This window comes from Candidatus Limimorpha sp., assembly GCF_056203535.1.
The window spans coordinates 31,038-50,805 of the sequence record NZ_JBADWU010000115.1 but is presented as its reverse complement, the minus strand read 5'-3'; the positions used below and the strand labels follow the sequence as shown (position 1 = coordinate 50,805).

The window sequence follows — 19,768 nt, the reverse complement described above, 5'->3', positions numbered from 1 at the left end:
ATTTCAGCAAAATTTCGTACTTTTGACATCGCAAGCTTTTTTGCGATTCCCCCAATTTTCACTTTTTCGCGGTGGTTGGGGGAATTCTGTTTCCCAATATCAAAGATACAAAATTCTAATGAATTATTAATCAATTTGTTAAAAAAGTTTTCAACATTTCCCGACTGCCCCCAGATTAATTTATGGAAATTCATGTTTAATTTGTGGAAATTCGTGTTTATAAAAAACGATATTGATAGGTGTTAGAATTGTCTCAACTTATTATTTTATCGTACTAAAGTTATTGTTTACAAAAGGCTCACCGTCTTCTCCTGTCTTTTTTCTTGCCGTTATTTTCATCCAGAATCACAAAGTCCATCTGGCGCTTGAACAAATCGACGGCCTTGATTCTGACCTTCACTTCGTCGCCCAACTGAATGACCTTTCCGGTGTCCTCACCGATGACGCGGAAATTGTCTTCATCGAGGAAATAATAGTCGCCGGGCAAATCCTCGTAACGCACCATGCCCTCGCACTTGTTGCCTTTCAGTTCGACATAAACGCCCCACTTACTCACGCCCGAAACCAAGCCCTCGAACACTTGGCCGATTTTGTCCTGCAAGTATTCGGCCTGCTTGAATTTCACCGACTGGCGTTCCATTTCCTCGGCCTGTTTTTCCATGTCGCTTGAGTGCAAACACATTTCCTCGTATTTCTTCTTGTCGGCAGACGGCTGACCGTCAATCAGATAACGCTCAATCAAGCGGTGAACCATCAGGTCGGGATAACGACGGATAGGCGAAGTGAAATGCGTGTAGTAATCGAATGCCAAGCCATAGTGACCGATGTTGTCGGTAGTATAGACGGCCTTTGCCATAGTGCGGACAGCCACCTGTTCCACCAGATTCTTTTCGCCCTTGCCTTCGACATCCTTAAACAGTTTGTTGTAGGAACTGACCAGTTTCGAGCGCGTGCTGATGTCCATCGAATAGCCCAAACGCGAAATCAAGAGGATGAACTTGTTCAGTTTCTCAGGATTCGGCTCGTCGTGGACACGGAAGACAAAGGTATGGTTTTTCCACTTGCTTTGCTTGCCGCCGAAGGTTTCGGCCACCGTGCGGTTGGCCAGCAGCATGAAGTCTTCAATCAGTTCGTGCGACTCGTTTTGTTCGCGGATATAAGTGTCAATCGGTTTCTTGTTTTCGTCGAGAATGAACTTCACCTCTTCCGAATGGAAATTGATGCTACCTGCCGCCATGCGTTTTTCGCGGAGCTTGGTAGCCAGTTTGTTGAAAGTGAGAATCTCTTCCTTGTAATCGCCATCGCCGCCTTCAATCATAGCCTGAACCTCTTCGTAAGTGTAACGGCGGCAGGATTTTATGGTGGTCTTTCCAATCCAACTGTTGTAAATGTTAGCATCATCGTCCATTTCGAAAACGACCGAGAAAGTGAGTTTTTCCTCATCGGGACGCAAGGAACAGACATTGTTGCACAGCTTTTCGGGCAACATCGGAATAGTCCGGTCGACCAGATAAACCGAAGTGCCGCGGCTCAAAGCCTCCTTGTCGATGGCCGAACCTGGCGTGACGTAATGCGAAACATCGGCAATGTGAACGCCCGCCTCCCAATGTCCGTTTTCCAATTTGCGCAGCGAGATGGCATCGTCGAAGTCCTTAGCATCGGCTGGGTCGATGGTGACGGTGAACACATCGCGGAAATCGCGGCGTTTCCTGATTTCTTCCGCCTTGATTTTCACCGGAATACTTGCCGCTTCCTTTTCAACCTCTTCAGGAAAATCTATCGGATATTCGTGCGCCGCAAGGATGGATTCCATCTCCACATCGTTTTCGCCAGGCGTGCCCAACACGCGGACGATTTCACCAAACGGGTTGCCTGAACCGTCAGGCCAATCCACCAAATGAACGATGACTTTCTGTCCGTTCTTGGCGCCATTCAGTTCGCCTTTCGGAACGAAAATATCGACCGGAATCGATTCCATATCGGGCACCACAAACACATAGCCATGCGTGATGCGCAACAAGCCGACAAAATCAGTATGCTTTCTTTCAAGCACCTCAACGATCTCACCTTCAGGCTTTTTCTTATTGCGTTTCGGGAACATCGCCACACGCACGCGGTCGCCATGCAAGGCCTTGCCCGTGTTGTTGGAAGCGATGAAAATGTCTTCGCCGTCCTCGTCATCCAAAACCACATACGCCTTGCCCGTCGATTTCATGTCAACGGTTCCTTCCACATATTGCGTCTTCGGACCAAACTGTGCCAATCCGGCAGCACTCAAAATGTAACTGTAAGGACGTGCTTCCTCAAGCAAGCCTTTCTCGTTCAGATCAATGAGAATGTTGTAAACCACATCTTTTCCGGCTTGATCCTTGATTCCCATGATTTTACATACCTGTTTGTAGTTTTTCGGACGGAATGGTTCTTCAACAAAAATGCCCAAAATAGCACTTGTAAATGTGCTTAACTTGTTTTCTATTCTTTTCTTTTTTGCCATAATGTTCTAATTTTTAATGTTTTTTAATCTTTCATGTCAAGCAATTTTCCAATCAGATACAACCCGCACTGCCTTTCATGAACAAAAACACAACGCAACGACCTTTTGTTTCCATTTGCGCTGCAAAAATAATCAAATCAAACGAAATCAAAGGATTAGCATGTTGATAATTTTGTTGATAAAAAAATTCCGCCGTTTTTTGGTGCGGAAAAATGAAAAGATTTACTTTTGCAAAATGAGTTTTTCCAAAAGAAAAATTCACTCAACTTTCTGAAAATCAGGGAATATTGTAAAACGAGCACATTTTATGAGCAACGGCGGACTATACATTACCAAAAGAGACGGAAAGGAAGAAGCCTTTTCCGTTGAGAAGATAAAAATAGCCATTAGCAAGGCTTTTCTGGCATCGGGATTCTATGCCACCGACGAGGATTTGAACTCCATTCTGAGCCGCGTCAGGGTGACCAACGGCATGACCGTTGAGGACATCCAGAACCAAGTGGAAACCGCGCTGATGGCCGAACAATATTATACCGTGGCGAAGAATTACATTCTTTACCGCCAAAAGCATACTGAAGACCGTGAAATTCACGAGAAAATCGAGTTTTTGAGTAATTACTGCGATGCTTCCAACGCTGCAACGGGTTCGAAATACGATGCCAACGCCAATGTGGAAAAGAAAAACATTGCCACGCTGATTGGCGAATTGCCCAAGTCGAGTTTCATCCGCATCAACCGCCGCATGCTCACCGACCGCATCAAGGAAGTGTATGGTAAGGAATTGGCTGACAGATATATGTATCTGCTCAACAATCACTTTATCTATAAAAATGATGAAACTTCGTTAGCCAATTACTGTGCTTCCATCACCATGTATCCTTGGCTGTTAGATGGCACCAAGTCCATTGGCGGTAATTCCACCGCTCCGACCAACTTGCGCTCGTTCTGCGGCGGATTCATCAACATGGTGTTCATGGTCTCCTCTCAGCTTTCGGGAGCCTGCGCCACGCCTGAATTCCTGATGTATATGAACTATTTCATCGGCTTGGAATACGGCACTGATTATTACAAGCGTGCCGATGAGGTGGTCGATTATTCCTTGAAAAAGCGCACCATCGACAAAGTCATCACCGATTGCTTCCAGCAGATTATCTACTCGCTCAACCAGCCTGCCGGTGCCCGCAATTACCAGTCGGTGTTCTGGAATATCGCCTACTACGACAAAAATTATTTTGAATCGCTATTCGGCAACTTCTATTTCCCTGACGGCACAAAACCCGATTGGGAATCACTGAGTTGGCTGCAAAAACGCTTCATGAAATGGTTCAATGCCGAGCGCCAGCGTGCCGTGTTGACCTTCCCTGTCGAAACCATGGCTTTGCTCTCGAAAGACGGTGATGTCATCGATACGGAATGGGGCGATTTCACAGCTGAGATGTATGCCGAAGGTCATTCCTTCTTCACTTATCTGAGCGACAACGCCGATTCGCTGTCGTCGTGCTGCCGTCTGCGCAACGAAATCCAGGACAATGGTTTCAGCTACACTTTGGGTGCTGGTGGCGTTTCCACCGGTTCAAAGAGCGTGCTGACCATCAACCTGAACCGCTGCATCCAGTATGCCGTGCGCAACAACATGCACTATCTCACTTTCTTGGAGGAAATCGTTGACCTCTGCCACAAGGTGCAGATTTGCTACAACGAAAATCTGAAAAACCTGCTGAACAAAGGCATGTTGCCGCTGTTCGATGCCGGCTACATCAACATTGCGCGCCAGTACCTCACCATCGGCGTGAACGGCTTGGTGGAAGCAGCCGAATTCATGAAGATTCAGATTACGGATAATCCAGATTATGAGAAATTCGTACAGGATATCTTAGGCCTGATTGAAACCTACAACAGGAAATACCGCTCCAAGGAACTGATGTTCAACTGCGAAATGATTCCTGCCGAAAATGTGGGTGTGAAGCACGCCAAATGGGACAAGGAAGACGGCTATGAAGTCCACCGCGACTGCTACAACAGCTATTTCTACATCGTGGAAGACCCGAACACCAACGTCCTTGACAAATTCCGTCTGCATGGCGAAAAATACATCAAGCATCTTACAGGAGGTTCGGCCCTGCACATGAATCTGGAAGAGCATTTGAGCCAGGCGCAATACCGCCAACTGCTGAGAGTGGCCGCACGCGAAGGCTGCAACTACTTCACTTTCAACATTCCGAACACCATCTGCAACGACTGCGGACACATCGACAAACGCTATCTGAAGGAATGTCCGCATTGCCACAGCCACAATGTCGATTACCTGACCCGCATCATCGGCTATCTGAAACGCATCAGCAACTTCTCCGAAGCACGCCAACAGGAAGCCAGCCGCAGGTATTATGACAAAAGGAATAGCGAATGCCTTAATTAAGTTTGTAAGTGGAAAGTGTAGAAGTGGAAAGTGTAGAAGTGGAAAGTGAAAAAGTTAGGAGTTAGGAATTAGGAGTGAGGAGGAAAGAGCAAGGATTTGGAAATTTGGAATAATCAGCTCGTTGAACTTGTCAAAACGAATTGTTGATTTTTGGTTATCAGTTATCAGTTTACATTTCTTCAAAAGTCTAATAGTCAAACAGTCCACAAGTCCAATTGCCAAATCTTTAATTATTAAATCTTAAATCTTTAAATCAAACAATCCACAAATCTAAAAAGTCAAATAGTCTAAAAGTCCACAAGTCCATTTTTTTATGCTGAAATACGCAAATTTCGATATCGTTTTTCAAGAAGTGCCCGACGAGGTAACGCTTGCCATAAATATTACCAACTGTCCGAACCATTGCGTGGGCTGCCATAGTCCCTATCTTTGGGAAGACAAGGGAACCGTTTTAGACCGCGATGAACTTGACCAGCTTATCAAGAGATACGCATCCGGCATCACTTGTGTCTGCTTCATGGGCGGCGACGCATCGCCTTACGATGTGGCGAACCTTGCCATGTATCTGAAAAGCCAGCATCCGTGCCTCAAGGCAGGCTGGTATTCAGGAAAGAACGAACTGCCCGTCGCTTTCCACGACGAGGTTTTCGATTACATCAAATTAGGCCGCTACGATGCCAAATACGGCCCTTTGGACTCACCTACCACCAACCAGCGCATGATGAAACGTCTGGCCGACGGACGCGTCAAGGACATTACGGAAAGGTTCAGGAGCAAAAAACAGGAAACGACAAAACAACAATAAAAAAATCCCGTGCGTAGGCAGCTTGCTGCAACACACGGGATTGTTTAGACAAATGCTAAAGTCTTACTTCCAGCCGAAAGGATGGTCGCTCAACGGCAGTTTTGCCATCGGGTGATAGTCGCCAATCAAACCGACAGGCTGGGCGTTACGGATTTCGTAGACGATTTCGATGCAACGTCGTGCTTCGGAAATACTAAAGCCACGGCCTGCAAGGATTTCTTCGTAACTCTTAGTATGGAGTTCGGTGAATCCCTGGCTGAACTCAAATTCCTCGCCGTCAATGTTGATGGTGCGATAGGTGTTTTTTTCACCTTCAACGGCATTTTCCGGCAAAGTATCGGCATTGATACTCAGGAAGTAACGAACACGGGCACGCTTCAATTCCAGATAACCGGCAACACGGTCGTGTGAAGCGACATGAACGATGTTTTTCTGCACATCGCCGAAAATCCACGACAGCATATCGTAGAAATGGACACCGATATTCGTTGCAATGCCACCGCTCTTGTTGACATTGCCTTTCCATGATGTGTAATACCAGTAACCTCTTGAAGTGATGTAAGTTAAATCCACATCGTAGATTTTATCCTTCGGACCTTCCTCAACCTTTTTCTTCAAGGCAATGATAGCAGGATGCAAACGGAGCTGAAGGATGGTATAGGCCTTGTGGCCTTGGCGTTTTTCGACCTTTTCCAAAGCATCGATATTCCATGGATTCAAAACGACAGGCTTTTCGCAGATGACGTCAGCACCAAGTCGCAAACCGTAACGTGTGTGGGCATCATGCAGATAGTTTGGCGTACAGACACTCACATAATCAATCTGTTTGCCATCATCCTTGAGTTTTGTGCAATGACGGTCGAAAAGTTCCTGTTCGGTGAAAAAGGATGCTTTTGGAAAATAACTATCCATGATACCGACACTGTCGCTCTTGTCGTAAGCAGCAACAAGATCGTTTCCGGTATCCCTAATGGCTTTGAGGTGGCGTGGGGCAATGTAGCCGGCTACGCCAATGATGGCAAATTTTTTCATATTCTGAAGTTAATAATTTCGTCTTTTAAGAAACAAATCTAAAACAAATCAATAATAAATCTTTCTATTCTCTTTTCCTCTGTCCGATTCCCCTAATCGGGGTTATCGGATTGCACATCTTTGATGCTTGGTTTCTAACCTCTTAAGAGGTCAAAATCTTTTGAGCATTTGCTATACTTGTATTTTTCAGAATGAAGGTTCTTTGGTTCACCAAAATTGATGAGAATTCCATGACTACATTCTGTAATTTTCATATAGTTGAATAGTTGCGCCCGATGCTCTTTTGTGAGTTCTGAGACCGCTTTCAATTCAACAATAATATCCCCATAACAAACAAAATCCGCCTTATAGTTCTTTTCAAGTTTCTGACCATGAAAATACATGTGAAGTTCTTTCTCTCTTTCCCAAGGTATTGATCTTTCAGAACATATTACGGAGAGACATTCCTGATAAATTGGTTCAGAAAAGCCAGGCCCTATCTCATTGTAAAGACTCATAGCCGCTCCAATGATATTGTACATCTGTTGTTTATAATCGTCTTCTGTTTTCATAATGAAATTCATGAAATAGAAGCACCTTTAGGTGCAATGCCGAAGGCAAAAGATTTATAGCCGATAAGGTCCTTGAAGTCGCTTTGCGCCTTGTCCGGCAGGCATTTGTATTAGATTTGTGTGAGATTTGTTTCCCTAAAAAAATTACAGGTTATTCTTTTCTATGTCTTTAAAGTATTTCACGGTGCCGTAAGTCATTTCGTCGCAAGCAGCGTCATCGCAAACGATAATGCCTTTTGGATGCATTTGCAGCACGCTCACCGTCCACATCTGACTGACAGCGCCCTCAATGGCGTGAGCCAAAGCGCGTGCCTTGTTGTGACCGTTGGCCAGAATCATCACTTCGCGGCTGTCCATGACTGTGCCGACACCAACTGTCAAAGCAGTCTTTGGCACCTTATTGATGTCATTCTCGAAGAAACGTGAATTGGCAATGATAGTATCTGTCGTCAAGGTTTTGACGCGGGTGCGTGATGTCAACGAGCTGCCAGGTTCGTTGAAGGCGATGTGACCATCAGGACCAATGCCGCCCATGAAAAGGTCGATGCCGCCATACGACTTGATTTTAGCTTCGTAACGGGCACATTCGGCTTCCAAATCCTCGGCATTGCCGTTCAGAATGTTGACATTTTCCTTCTTGATGTCGATATGACTGAAGAAATTGTTCCACATGAAGCTGTGATAACTTTCCGGATGATTTTCAGGAATACGCACATATTCGTCCATGTTGAAAGTGACGACATTCTGGAACGAAATCTTGCCTTCCTTGTGCAGACGGATCAGTTCGCGGTAAGTGCCGATTGGCGTTGAACCCGTAGGCAAGCCCAAAATGAAAGGCTTTTCAGCCGTTGGATTGAATTTATTAATAGTTTCAACAATGTGGTTGGCAGCCCAACGCGACATTTCATCATAGCTGTTTTCAATGATAACTCTCATGATTTTAGTGATTTAAAGATTTAATATTTAAAGATTTAACGATTCAGAATTTTTAGAGGTTCTCAGTCATCAGTTTTTTCGATTTAAACCGAAAACTGATAACCTTCTATTTATTATTTGACTTGATTTCCTTAACGTGAGCAATGAATTTCTCGGTTTCTTCCTTGATTTGCTTCACAAAACTATTGTTTTCAATAGATCCAATGACGGCAATCTTTTCCTCTTCGTTGCGGAAAGTGGCATTGCGGTAAGGATTTTCGTAGTCTTTCTTTCTCGACTCATACACCTGATTACAAATGTACTGCTGGATTTCAACCGCCTTATCAAGCGTTGCGTTCCAAGCCTCATGGCTGATTTCGTTTGCCTGCAACAGATACAAGAGCGAAAGATAGGAATGGCGCAATTTTTCCTGCTGATAGTTTTCCCACAGCTCATCGTAACGGTGATGGATTTCATCCCAAGTGTTGAGGACACCTTCATTAATGTCCTTGCGCAATTGCTCGACATATTCGGCTGGCATCATCTGACCGCCAAGATTTATCCATTCGCGCAAACGCTTTCCCTCAAACATACTATTGAGTTTTTCAATGCTATTATCCTCGCTTTCATCAAGATAACGAATGATATTCTTTACGGCATAGTGCAAGATCATTTCACCGTAGGCATTGTAACCTTTGCGCACTTTCGAGATTCTAACTTTGCGTCTGCCTTTCTCCATGCCTTCGCCGAAAACTTCAAGCGAATCGACATATTCTGGCTGATTAATCAGCAGATTTTGACCGATTTGGCGCAATTTCTTATTTGAATATTCTGAAAATTCGACTTTCGATTTGATGAGATGAGCCTTTGCTGTCCAGACTTCAAGCAATTTGCGTCCGGCAATGGTTTCTTCTATCGTATCGGGAGCAAATGTCTCAAATTCAATGTTTTGAATACGTCTTTTGCGCTTGTCGCGACTTTGGTATTTCGAAGTGTTGCGGGCAATGGCGTACATATTGTACATCCACCAATAGGCAGGCTTTACTTCCAACTCGTCATGTTGCACATTATTGCTAACAAGGCTGAACGGCAACATGATGTTCATTTCGTTAGGATAGTCGGCTTTCGACATCATTGTGAAAGAAGCAAACCTTGAAGAATGTTTTACGCTTGAGCAAAGCCCTGGCCAAAAGCCACGCGATGCAACAATCTCGCCATCGGCGGCGCGGCTGTTGTGGTTGGAGCCAATGGTTGCACCGGCAGCCATGTTGCTTTGACCCATAATGCAGGCCGAAATCAGGAAAGAATTGTTGTGGTGCTGTTCGTGCGATGGGAAAATCAAATTGTTCAACACTTCGCAGCATGAAATCGTAGAGTTGTCACCCATAACGGAGTGAATCAGACGCGCTCCGTATTTCAGGGTGCAATTGTCGCCCAATACAAATCTCGTCGCCACAGCAGAATAGAAAATGCGGCAACCATAACCTGTAATACCGTTTACTAAAATGACACCTTCGCCAATTTGAGTCGGTTCTTCTTCAGATGAATTAATGGTGACGTTCTTCAGTTTGCTGGCTCCTTTAATATAACAGTAAGACCCAACTTTCACATCCTTCAAAGTCCAGGAATTCTTGATGACACTCGACTCGCCAATTGTGCCGTAATAGCCACGTTGAGCATCGAAACTGTTTTGAGTGATTTCTTTCAGGCGTTGCTGAAGTTTCGTGTCATCAACATATTTTGCCCAAAGGTAAGCGTCGGCCGTAATCATGCCATCGAACGGCAAAATGCTACGGCCGCCCGACTCATTCATCACTTCGATTTTCACACGGACATCTTCGGATTCACCTTCCTTGATGATACCGTTACCGAATTTCGAGTGGTCTGTGGTGCTGATTTCCTGAATGTTGAAAAGAATGCAATTATCACCGACAATGTAATTGGCCATGTAATGCACATCGTGAATGGCGACATTATCGCCAATATCACATGAAATGATGCTGCTGTCGGTAATGCCAACAGGAACGCGCAAATCGTGATACTGCAAGACTTCGCATTTCACACGTCCGATGCGCACCATGCCGAAAAACCGATTATTACGGATCATGACCGGATCGAATTCTTCCGTGACCAAAATATCATCCCAATTGGTGGCGGAATTGCTGTTTTTCACCAATTGTTCAACCTCATCGGAACGCAAATGACGCCAATGGCTGTCAGGTTTGCCAACTTGCTGCTTGCGGAAATAGTATTCATCATGATTATCATGAAGATATTTCCCCTCGATGAAGTTCTTATAAATTCTATCGTATTCTATTAAAGTTACTTTATCCATTTGATTATTAATTTGTGGTTAAACGAAAAACAAAGATTGGCAAATAAAGTTCATCCTTTCCAATTACTATGGGAAGGGACTGACCACACAGCCATATCTGATGCCTCGACAACAACAAGAATCAGTCATGTTTTGGAAAAATTAAAGTCAATAATTTATTTGCTTTTGGCAACTGGCCTCTGGCTATTGGCTCAATTAATCCTCAATAGAGGAATTATTGCTGAATGATGAACCACTACGCCAACAGATAGAAGCCAACCGCCAGTAGCCAATTATTTCAACGATTTTTATACATATCCTCGTAATACTTCTGGTAGTCGCCAGAGGTGACATTATCCATCCATTCCTGATTGTCGAGATACCAGCGGACGGTCTTTTCGATGCCTTCCTCAAACTGTAAGGATGGTTCCCAACCCAATTCCTTCTGCAATTTCGTGGAATCGATGGCATAGCGCATATCGTGTCCGGCACGGTCAGTGACGTAGGTAATCAGGTCTTCATCAGCACCTTCCGAACGACCCAAAAGACGGTCGACGGTCTTTATCAAGACGTGAATGATATCTATGTTTTTCCATTCGTTGAAACCGCCGATGTTGTAAGTCTCTGCCACTTTTCCTTCATGGAAAATCAAGTCGATGGCGCGGGCGTGGTCTTCGACGAAGAGCCAGTCACGCACATTTTCACCTTTTCCATACACGGGCAATGGTTTGCGGTGACGGATATTGTTGATAAACAATGGAATGAGTTTCTCTGGGAACTGATATGGACCATAATTGTTGGAACAGTTCGTCACCACGGTAGGCATTCCGTAAGTGTCGTGGAAAGCGCGGACGAAATGGTCGGAACTTGCCTTGGCGGCACTGTATGGGCTGTGAGGCTGGTATTTCAGTTCTTCGGTGAAGAACTTTTCGCCGTAGGCTAAATGATGTTCGCCCGACGAAGCCTTTGTCGTGAAAGGCGGCTCAATACCTTGCGGATGAGTCATTTCCAAAGCGCCATACACTTCATCGGTCGAGATGTGGTAGAAACGCTTGCCTTCCCATTTTTCGGGTAGCGATTCCCAATACAATTTGGCGGCCTGCAACATGCTCAAGGTGCCCATCACATTGGTCTGCGCAAAGGTAAACGGGTCCTTGATGCTACGGTCGACGTGGCTTTCGGCAGCGAGATGAATGATGCCATCCACATGTTCTTCCTGCATCAGCTGATAGACACCTTCGAAATCGCAGATGTCCATCTTGACGAAGCGGTAATTCGGCTTGTCCTCAATGTCCTTGAGGTTGGCGAGATTGCCAGCGTAAGTCAGCTTATCGAGGTTGATGATCCTATATTCAGGATATTTGTTGACAAAAAGGCGGACGACATGTGAGCCGATGAAACCGGCACCGCCTGTGATGATGATTGTTCGTTTGTAATTCATTTGGAACACTGTTATTATTGAACACGGATTTATCGGATTTAACTGATTTTTTCTTCCTTGAAAATCCGTGCTATCCGTATTCGATTTGATTTTTACCGAACACTGATTTATCGGATTTCCACGGTTTTTTTTGCTTTGCAATTCTTCCGTGTCTATCCGTGCTATCCGTGTTCAGTTTTAATCCAAGTTTTCTTTTCCCGTAGCTTTCATTTCGTCGATGACGCGAATCAAATACTGACCGTATTCGTTCTTAATCATCGGCTGCGCAATTTGACGCATTCTTTCTTCCGTAATCCAGCCTTTGCGATAGGCAATGCCTTCCAAACAGCCGACTTTCAGGCCCGTACGCTTTTCTATGACTTCGACGAAAGTGGAAGCCTCGCTCAGCGAATCGTGCGTTCCCGTGTCAAGCCAAGCGAAACCGCGGCCCAAAGTCTGGACCTTCAGTTCGCCATCTTCCAAAAAGCGCTGGTTGACCGTAGTGATTTCCAATTCGCCACGTGCCGAAGGCTTGATGGTCTTTGCCACGTCGACGACTTTATTTGGATAGAAATATAATCCCACCACGGCATAATTGCTTTTCGGTTGCTTTGGCTTTTCTTCAATCGAAATGCAGTTGCCATCCTTGTCGAATTCAGCCACGCCGTAACGTTCCGGGTCGGCAACCCAATAGCCGAAAACGGTAGCTTTCTTGTCTTCTTCGGCAGTGCGGACGGCTTCTTTCAGAAGTGAAGTGAAACCATTGCCGTAGAAGATGTTATCGCCCAAGACCAAGCAGGCGCAATCGTCGCCGATGAATTTTTCACCGATGATGAATGCCTGAGCCAGACCGTCAGGTGAAGGCTGTTCGGCATACTCGAAGTGAACGCCATAGTCGGAGCCGTCGCCAAGCAAACGCTTGAAACCTGGTAAATCCATAGGCGTCGATATGATGAGAATATCACGGATTCCAGCCAACATCAAGGCTGAAATCGGATAGTAAACCATCGGTTTGTCGTAGATTGGAAGCATTTGTTTGCTTACACCCTTTGTGATAGGGTAAAGACGTGTGCCAGATCCGCCGGCGAGTACGATGCCTTTCATATTTTTATATTTTGATTTCTATTTAATACCCTTCCGGATTGTTTTTCTGCCAGTTCCAGGCGTCGCGGCACATTTCGTCAAGGCCGAACTGAGCTTTCCAGCCCAATTCCTTTTCGGCTTTGGCTGGATTGGAATAGCAAGTTGCAATGTCGCCCGCGCGTCGCGGCTTGATGCTGTAAGGAATGTCGACACCATTGACGCGAATGAAAGCCTTCACTAAATCGAGGACCGAATAACCATGGCCTGTGCCGAGATTGTAAATACCTAAGCCACAATTCTTTTCAATGGCTTGCAAAGCCGCCACATGGCCTTTTGCCAAATCAACGACATGAATGTAATCGCGCACACCCGTGCCATCTGCCGTATCGTAATCGTTGCCGAAAACGCCCAATTCAGCGCGTTTTCCGACGGCTACCTGCGTGACGTAAGGCATCAGGTTGTTCGGAATGCCATTTGGATTTTCACCAATCAAACCGCTCGGATGCGCTCCGATAGGATTGAAATAGCGCAGCAAAACCACGTTCCATTCCTTGTCGGCTTTCTGCATGTCCATCATGATTTCCTCCAACATGCTTTTCGTCTGTCCGTAAGGATTCGTGCAATGGCCTTTGGGACATTCTTCCGTAATCGGGATGATGGCTGGGTCGCCGTAAACCGTTGCAGATGAGGAAAATATGATATTCTTGCAATTGTGCTTGCGCATCACATCAAGAAGTGTCAAAGTGCCGGAAATATTGTTTTCGTAATATTCCAAAGGTTTTTCAACCGATTCGCCGACAGCTTTCAATCCGGCAAAATGAATGCAAGCATCGAATTGATGGGCTTCCATCACCTTATTGAGACCTTTCCTGTCGCGGATGTCGACCTCATAAAACGGAATTTCCTTGCCTATGATTTGCGCTACGCGTGCCAATGATTTTCTGTTTGAATTGCAAAGATTGTCAACGACAACCGTCTCATGTCCAGCATGATGCAACTCTATTAACGTATGCGTGCCAATGAATCCGGCGCCTCCGGTAACTAATATTTTCATAACTTGATTTGATACAAATTGTAAATAAATTCGTCGATAGCCGAGATGTATTGTTCATCGCCAGCCAACACCTTGTCAACCATCGCACTTAATGCTTGGTCTTGCTCAGCCGTGATTTTCGGGAAAGGCAAGCTCATCAGGTTGCTTTTCAGAATCTTGACATCATCGTAGCGTTTCGTGTAATAGAAATTGAAAAGCTCTGAATTAAGGAAAGCTAATACCGTCTTGATACTCATGCCTTTAACTTCCGGAATGAGAATGTTGGCGCTATTCAGAAACAAACATTGTCCGTTGTCGTAAGTGAAGCAAAGATGACTCGAAATGAATTTGTAGACAAGCTTTTCGGGTGCGCGGTAAAATTCTTCCTTGGCGCATTGCTGAAAACCTGCACGGTCGAACTTAATATATTTTTCGGTAGGCAAAAGTTTGTATTTCCGAATGTTTTTGCCCGTATGAATCGGTTCTAAATCTTTGCCTTTCTTTTCTTTAAGTTTCTGTTCGTTGTTGCCCGTAATGATGCCCAAGGCAAACTGGCTGTGCGACAAATCATCGTTGCGCAAGTTGTCCATTTTTGCCAAAATCGCTTTTTCGTGTTTTGTCAAAATTGGCAATGCGCAATCCATTTTGTGCTGTTTTCCAGAGGCTTTCGGACTGACGGAAAGACTCACAAAATCGGTGAAGACGCCTTTGAAACGGTCGTCGAACAACTGCAAATCTTCCACACAAGCGTTTTCCATCACAAACTGACGGAAGTCGGCGTGGCGTTTGATTTTCAGCAACGAAGTCGGCAAAAGGAATTTCATGATACCCGTTTCCTTGAGCAAAGGCAGCGAATGGCTGAAAAATGTCGATGCACGCTCTTCGTTATCGTGATGACGGTCGATGCCCCAAGGTGGATTCGTGACGATGAAATCAAATTTCTGATCGCCCAATGCCGTCTGTGCATGTTTCAGGAAATCAAGCAGATATACTTGTGGATAAAGTGTTGAATTCTCAAATTTCGACATTAAGTTCGCCTTGGCAATCATGATGGCAATCGGGTCGTTGTCGAAGCCGAAAAGCTGTTCGGGCTTGGCGTTTTCGAGCATCATCAGGAAGATGCCGCTACCGCAGCAAGGGTCAAGGAAAATGGACTTGTGGTCGAGATAGAGATTGGAAAGCATCTTGCTGACAATCATCGGATTGGTGTAATACAAACCCGTGAGAATGCGCTGACCTTCAGCCGTAAGCGACTGATAGACAAAGCCAATCCAATCGTCCTGACGGTTTTTCAAAATCTGTCGCGGAATGTTGAATTCAATTCTTTGACAATCAGAATATTCCTCTAAAAAACGGTTTTTGTTTTCGGGGCAAACCTTGTTCTGCTCGATTTTTGCAACACATAGGCTGAAAATCAAGTCCTTCATCGGGTAATCGTTTTCCTTCAACTGCTCGACAAAACGCGGCAAACTACGCGCCGTGACATAGCCTTCGGGCGTGATGGTTTTCTGCGAGCGGCTTTTGTTTGCACGTCGTGTAAGTCGCTCGTTTTTAGAACCTTTCAGTTTGTCCCAATTGCGCCGTGTGGCGTCTGAAATAAGTAAATCGTTGGTTTTCGACATAATAATGCTTCGCCTTCTAAGTCCCATTGCAAAGTTGCAAGGAACCTCTAAAAAACTGTTAGAAAGCCTTAATCCGAGTGGATTTTGTATATACGCCACAAAAATAGGAAATTATGAGAATTAATCGGTCAAAAAGTATGTTTAATTTTTTAAAAGCCGTGTATCTTTTCTCTTTTATCAAGAATTTGAGAAATCGAAGATTCGACGTAGTCAATTAGAGAAGCCTGCCGGAAGTGCTGGAGAATGTGCTACAGAAGTTCTGTGCGCTAGCGCACTTTGTTGAATTTGAGATTTCCCTGATTCACGTATGAAGTACCAACTTCAAGTAGGACTGCGTCTAGAAAAATTCTCTAATTCTCTAATTCTTGACAAGAAAAATCATTTTGATTGCCCCTAAAACCGTACCTTTGCGGCAAATTTCATCATCATGATACTCTGTTTGGAAACCGCCACGCCTGTTTGTTCGGTGGCACTCAACGATGGCAACAAGACTTTGGCTCAGCGCGAATGTATGGGTCAAAATGCACATTCTGAAAAGATTACGATATTCATCAAGGAAGTTCTCGATGAAGTCGGCGTTGGTTACGACCAGCTTGATGCCGTGGCCGTGAGCATGGGACCGGGTTCCTACACGGGCTTGCGCATCGGCGTGAGCACCGCCAAAGGCGTTTGCTATGCCGCCGACCGCAAACTGATGGCTGTCGACACCTTGCAGGCCATGGCTTACGGGATGCACCAGCAACTGGCCGACCGTTTGCAACCTAATGACTTGCTGATTCCCATGATCGATGCCCGCCGTATGGAAGTCTACGCCTCCATTTTCGATGCCAACCTGAATAAGATTCAAGACACGGCAGCCTTGGTCATCGACGAGCATAGTTTTGAAGATTTGCTCAGCAACCACCGCATCTGGCTTTTCGGCGACGGTGCTCCGAAACTTGAAAAAGTGTTTGGCGGTAACGAAAAAGTTCAGATTATCAATGGTTTCACGCCTTCGGCAGCCTATATGGCTCCATTGGTTGATAAGGCTTTACAGGAAAACCAATTTGTCGATGTGGCGTATTTTGAACCATTCTATCTGAAAGACTTCGTGGCTGGAAAACCGCATGTGAAGGGGTTGTAATGATGCGATTTGTGCTGTCCAAATCTTAAAATGGAACTATTGGCAATATTCCATTTCACGCATAAACTCATCGGCAACATAGAGGTCGTCATAGAGATACAAGCCTGTGGACTTGTCGTGCAAATCTGCACAGGTTTTGCTCTCGTAAAACAATTTTAATGCTTTTACCGGCTCAATACCCAACCGTTTGGCCAATTCCATCGAAATGACGCCTATGCGATTGCTAATGATAATTTCCTGAATTATCTGAGATTTAGCAGAATCCTCATAAACAATGCGATTGCTCATAATTTTTCCTCCCAGTTTTTCAGACATTCAGCAATGCCCTGTGCGATGTTTTCCCTGCTTTCGCTATGAAGTGTTTCGTATTGCGGAACAATATAATTTTCAATTAATCCCACACAATTCATCCGATAGTAAATTTCTTTATATGAAGTGTTTAGCAGCCTTGCGGTAGCTTCGATGCAAGTAGCCACAAAAGCCATCACAATCTGCATTCTTGGTATTTCGATAAGCTGTTCCATCATTTTTTCGTTTGACTTTGCAAAAATAGTAAAAAACAATGCAAAAGGAAAAATCTTTGGGCACACTTATCGGACGATGATGGGAGAGAATCTTCAAGATATTCTTATGAATTAGCAAGCGTTTCTTTGAGAAAATTCAAAAGCATTGTTTCTGTTATAGTTTCGTTGGTAGGGAACTTTCCTTCTACCACACAAATGACCGTCTTTTTTCCGCAGACGCAATTCAATTAAAAAATGATTTAATTCATTCATTATGAAGAAAAACAACCGCAAATCATTTGTTAATTATTTGAATATCAAATTAATGAATAATTATCGGTAATTTGCGTTGAGAGACAAACGTTTTCACATAATTTCCGTATTTTTGCGGTCTCAAACAATTGCAATATGTTCACAAGGAGAAAAAGATGGCGCGTTCCAGCCGGAGAGGAACCTACAGCATTGGATAGAAAAGTGATGGCTTTTGAAAATCGTGGTGCCTTGGTGCCGAAACGCACACTCATCCGCACTCCCGAAGAGATTGAAGGCATCCGCCGCAGCGGTGTCATCAATACAGCTATCCTCGATTTGGTCGGGGAGAAGATCCATGCCGGCATGAGTACTTTGGAAATCAACGACATCGTTCACAATTACACGATTGAACACAATGCCATTCCTGCCACTTTGGGTTACGAAGGTTTCCCGAAAAGTGTCTGCACTTCCATCAACGAAGTGGTTTGCCACGGTATTCCGTCGGCAAAGGAAATCCTGAAGGAAGGCGACATTATCAACGTGGACTGCACGACTATTTTGGACGGTTATTATGCCGACGCATCGCGCATGTTCATCATTGGTAAAACCACACCACAAAAGGAAAAGCTGGTGCAGGTCGCCAAGGAATGTCTCGAAATCGGCATGGAAGCCGCCAAGCCTTTCGGCTTTGTCGGCGACATCGGCTATGCCATTGAAAAACATGCACATAAGAACGGCTTTAGCGTGGTGCGCGACCTATGCGGCCATGGCGTGGGACTGAAATTCCACGAAGACCCCGAAGTGCTGCACTACGGCAAGAAAGGCACAGGCATGTTGCTGGTTCCAGGTATGGTTTTCACCATCGAACCAATGATCAATATGGGCACATGGAAAGTCTTCATCGACAGTGCCGACGGTTGGACCGTTATCACCGAAGACGAACTGCCCTCAGCCCAATGGGAACATACTTTCGTGATGACCGAAACAGGATTGGAAATCCTGACGCGTTGATTTTTCTGTGGAAGTTTCCAAACAAAATATTTCGAGATAAGCAATTGACATTTTCAATTACTTATCTCGAAATTGTTTTTTAAACAGCTTTACTTTCTTTCTAATTCTTCAATGCGACTTTGCAAGCTTTCGATGATTTCCTGCTGTTTCAGTGTGTAAAGTGTCAGTTCCTCGATTTTTTTCAGGAGAATGCCTTGCATTTCGTTCAGTTCGATGCCGTTTTCCATCACTTCCTTTTCAGATGGCACATCGGGCAAGTGCTGGTTTTCGCTGATGTAGGCTTTCAGTTCGTTCAAAGGCATGAGGCCGTAATTTTTGCCAAAGACATAATCATGCCATGCGCTGACATCCTTAATGAGCACTTCATCGGTAATGATGCCTCCGCCGACAGTCAGCGAAAAGCCTTCAATATCGTTTGCAGCATTGATGCCGACCTTGCCGTTTAAGGTTAATGGTAGCTGGTTGTTTTCAGCGCCGCTGTTGATGCACATCTCGCCGTTTGTGCCTACGCTGATGCCGTGGTTTTCGTCGTGCAACCTGATGAAAGTGCTATTTGTCTCGGGTTGCTTCGGTTCAAGGATGATGCCTGCCTCTTCGCCTTCGTCAGAACGGATAATCATTTTAGCATCAGTATCTCTTAGTTCATCTCCAGAGACATCACCTATGGCGATTTTACCCGTCATATCAATAACATCTCCAACATTTCTTGGGCCATAAACTAGAAAGGTCGGTTTTGTACTGTTGAAGCCGACCGTAAAAGAGCAATTTATGGTATTCTCAAATTGAATGGACTCTACACCATTGTAATAACCACTTCCAAACGAAATGGAATTGAGACCTGCCACAGTTAAATTTGAGCCAAAAGCCATAGCTAAATCGCATGCCGTAATGTTTGAACTGCCTACGATAAAGCCATCCATTGCTGATATAATGTTATGGTTGCCAAAAATTGCAGAGCATGGACTAAGTCGATAGATGGTGTTGAAACTTCCTGCTGCCAAGGAACAATTTGAATGGATTTCGTTTTGCAAGCCAATGGCATTACCATAATCAACACCATCGCCTATCACATTGCTGCTGCCGACATTCAAATATGAGCCAACCACAGGATCTTCAATTTGTGCATTTGCATTTTTTACACATAAAATCACTGAAATCAGTGCTACTACAATATATATACTTTTTTTCATTTTT

Annotated in this window: 17 protein-coding genes; 4 read left to right on the top strand and 13 right to left on the bottom strand. The window is 44.7% G+C overall.

Translation table 11 applies throughout. From position 1 onward, the window contains the following. Both AC06MN_RS14435 and rnr read right to left on the bottom strand, forming a co-directional pair. The coding region (locus tag AC06MN_RS14435; RefSeq protein ID WP_475673078.1) for a hypothetical protein at positions 1 to 194 on the bottom strand (194 nt) is incomplete at its 3' end. 104 nt (positions 195 to 298) lie between these two features. After that, complete coding sequence (gene rnr / locus AC06MN_RS14430; protein ID WP_475673077.1) at positions 299 to 2,494, bottom strand: ribonuclease R; 2,196 nt, start codon at positions 2,492 to 2,494, stop codon at positions 299 to 301. Positions 2,495 to 2,801: 307 nt separating this feature from the next. Between rnr and nrdD the strand changes: the two genes are divergently transcribed. Beyond that, positions 2,802 to 4,910: an anaerobic ribonucleoside-triphosphate reductase gene (gene nrdD, locus AC06MN_RS14425; RefSeq protein WP_475673076.1), complete on the top strand. Its 2,109-nt coding sequence runs from the start codon at positions 2,802 to 2,804 to the stop codon at positions 4,908 to 4,910. A gap of 313 nt (positions 4,911 to 5,223) precedes the next feature. Beyond that, a complete protein-coding gene (gene nrdG, locus AC06MN_RS14420; RefSeq protein WP_475673075.1) occupies positions 5,224 to 5,715 on the top strand; it encodes an anaerobic ribonucleoside-triphosphate reductase activating protein in 492 nt (163 codons plus the stop codon). Between the two features lie 63 nt (positions 5,716 to 5,778). On the opposite strand, the gene AC06MN_RS14415 is transcribed toward nrdG, so the two are convergent. From AC06MN_RS14415 to AC06MN_RS14380, 8 genes are all read right to left on the bottom strand, one after another. Beyond that, entirely contained in the window at positions 5,779 to 6,747 is a 969-nt protein-coding gene (locus AC06MN_RS14415; RefSeq protein WP_475673074.1) for a Gfo/Idh/MocA family oxidoreductase, read from the bottom strand. A gap of 134 nt (positions 6,748 to 6,881) precedes the next feature. Further along, a complete protein-coding gene (locus AC06MN_RS14410; RefSeq protein WP_475673073.1) occupies positions 6,882 to 7,298 on the bottom strand; it encodes a GxxExxY protein in 417 nt (138 codons plus the stop codon). 144 nt (positions 7,299 to 7,442) lie between these two features. Beyond that, a complete protein-coding gene (gene nagB / locus AC06MN_RS14405) occupies positions 7,443 to 8,234 on the bottom strand; it encodes a glucosamine-6-phosphate deaminase (protein WP_475673072.1) in 792 nt (263 codons plus the stop codon). A 106-nt stretch (positions 8,235 to 8,340) separates the two neighbouring features. Then, a complete protein-coding gene (locus AC06MN_RS14400) occupies positions 8,341 to 10,548 on the bottom strand; it encodes a DUF4954 family protein (RefSeq protein WP_475673071.1) in 2,208 nt (735 codons plus the stop codon). 277 nt (positions 10,549 to 10,825) lie between these two features. After that, positions 10,826 to 11,968 (bottom strand): dTDP-glucose 4,6-dehydratase, encoded by a 1,143-nt coding sequence (locus AC06MN_RS14395; RefSeq protein ID WP_475673070.1) that lies wholly within the window; start codon positions 11,966 to 11,968, stop codon positions 10,826 to 10,828. A gap of 177 nt (positions 11,969 to 12,145) precedes the next feature. Further along, positions 12,146 to 13,051, bottom strand: a complete 906-nt coding sequence (rfbA, locus tag AC06MN_RS14390) for a glucose-1-phosphate thymidylyltransferase RfbA (protein WP_475673069.1) — start codon at positions 13,049 to 13,051, stop codon at positions 12,146 to 12,148. 22 nt (positions 13,052 to 13,073) lie between these two features. Continuing rightward, the gene (gene galE, locus AC06MN_RS14385; protein WP_475673068.1) at positions 13,074 to 14,084 is read right to left on the bottom strand and encodes a UDP-glucose 4-epimerase GalE; all 1,011 of its coding nucleotides are present in this window, start codon (positions 14,082 to 14,084) and stop codon (positions 13,074 to 13,076) included. After that, positions 14,081 to 15,685 (bottom strand): N-6 DNA methylase family protein, encoded by a 1,605-nt coding sequence (locus tag AC06MN_RS14380; protein ID WP_475673067.1) that lies wholly within the window; start codon positions 15,683 to 15,685, stop codon positions 14,081 to 14,083. Before AC06MN_RS14380 ends, galE begins: the two co-directional genes overlap by 4 nt. 427 nt (positions 15,686 to 16,112) lie before the next feature. Here AC06MN_RS14380 and tsaB point away from each other — a divergent pair, with 427 nt between their 5' ends. Then, positions 16,113 to 16,808, top strand: a complete 696-nt coding sequence (gene tsaB / locus AC06MN_RS14375) for a tRNA (adenosine(37)-N6)-threonylcarbamoyltransferase complex dimerization subunit type 1 TsaB (protein WP_475673066.1) — start codon at positions 16,113 to 16,115, stop codon at positions 16,806 to 16,808. Positions 16,809 to 16,844: 36 nt separating this feature from the next. Here tsaB and AC06MN_RS14370 read toward each other — a convergent pair whose 3' ends face one another. Then, entirely contained in the window at positions 16,845 to 17,123 is a 279-nt protein-coding gene (locus AC06MN_RS14370; RefSeq protein WP_475673065.1) for a hypothetical protein, read from the bottom strand. Further along, positions 17,093 to 17,332, bottom strand: coding sequence for a DUF3791 domain-containing protein (locus tag AC06MN_RS14365; protein ID WP_475673064.1), 240 nt, complete (start codon positions 17,330 to 17,332; stop codon positions 17,093 to 17,095). Before AC06MN_RS14365 ends, AC06MN_RS14370 begins: the two co-directional genes overlap by 31 nt. Before the next feature lie 387 nt (positions 17,333 to 17,719). Between AC06MN_RS14365 and map the strand changes: the two genes are divergently transcribed. Further along, positions 17,720 to 18,574, top strand: a complete 855-nt coding sequence (gene map, locus AC06MN_RS14360; RefSeq protein ID WP_475673063.1) for a type I methionyl aminopeptidase — start codon at positions 17,720 to 17,722, stop codon at positions 18,572 to 18,574. Between the two features lie 89 nt (positions 18,575 to 18,663). On the opposite strand, the gene AC06MN_RS14355 is transcribed toward map, so the two are convergent. Further along, positions 18,664 to 19,764 (bottom strand): hypothetical protein, encoded by a 1,101-nt coding sequence (locus tag AC06MN_RS14355; RefSeq protein ID WP_475673062.1) that lies wholly within the window; start codon positions 19,762 to 19,764, stop codon positions 18,664 to 18,666. Positions 19,765 to 19,768: the final 4 nt, after the last annotated feature.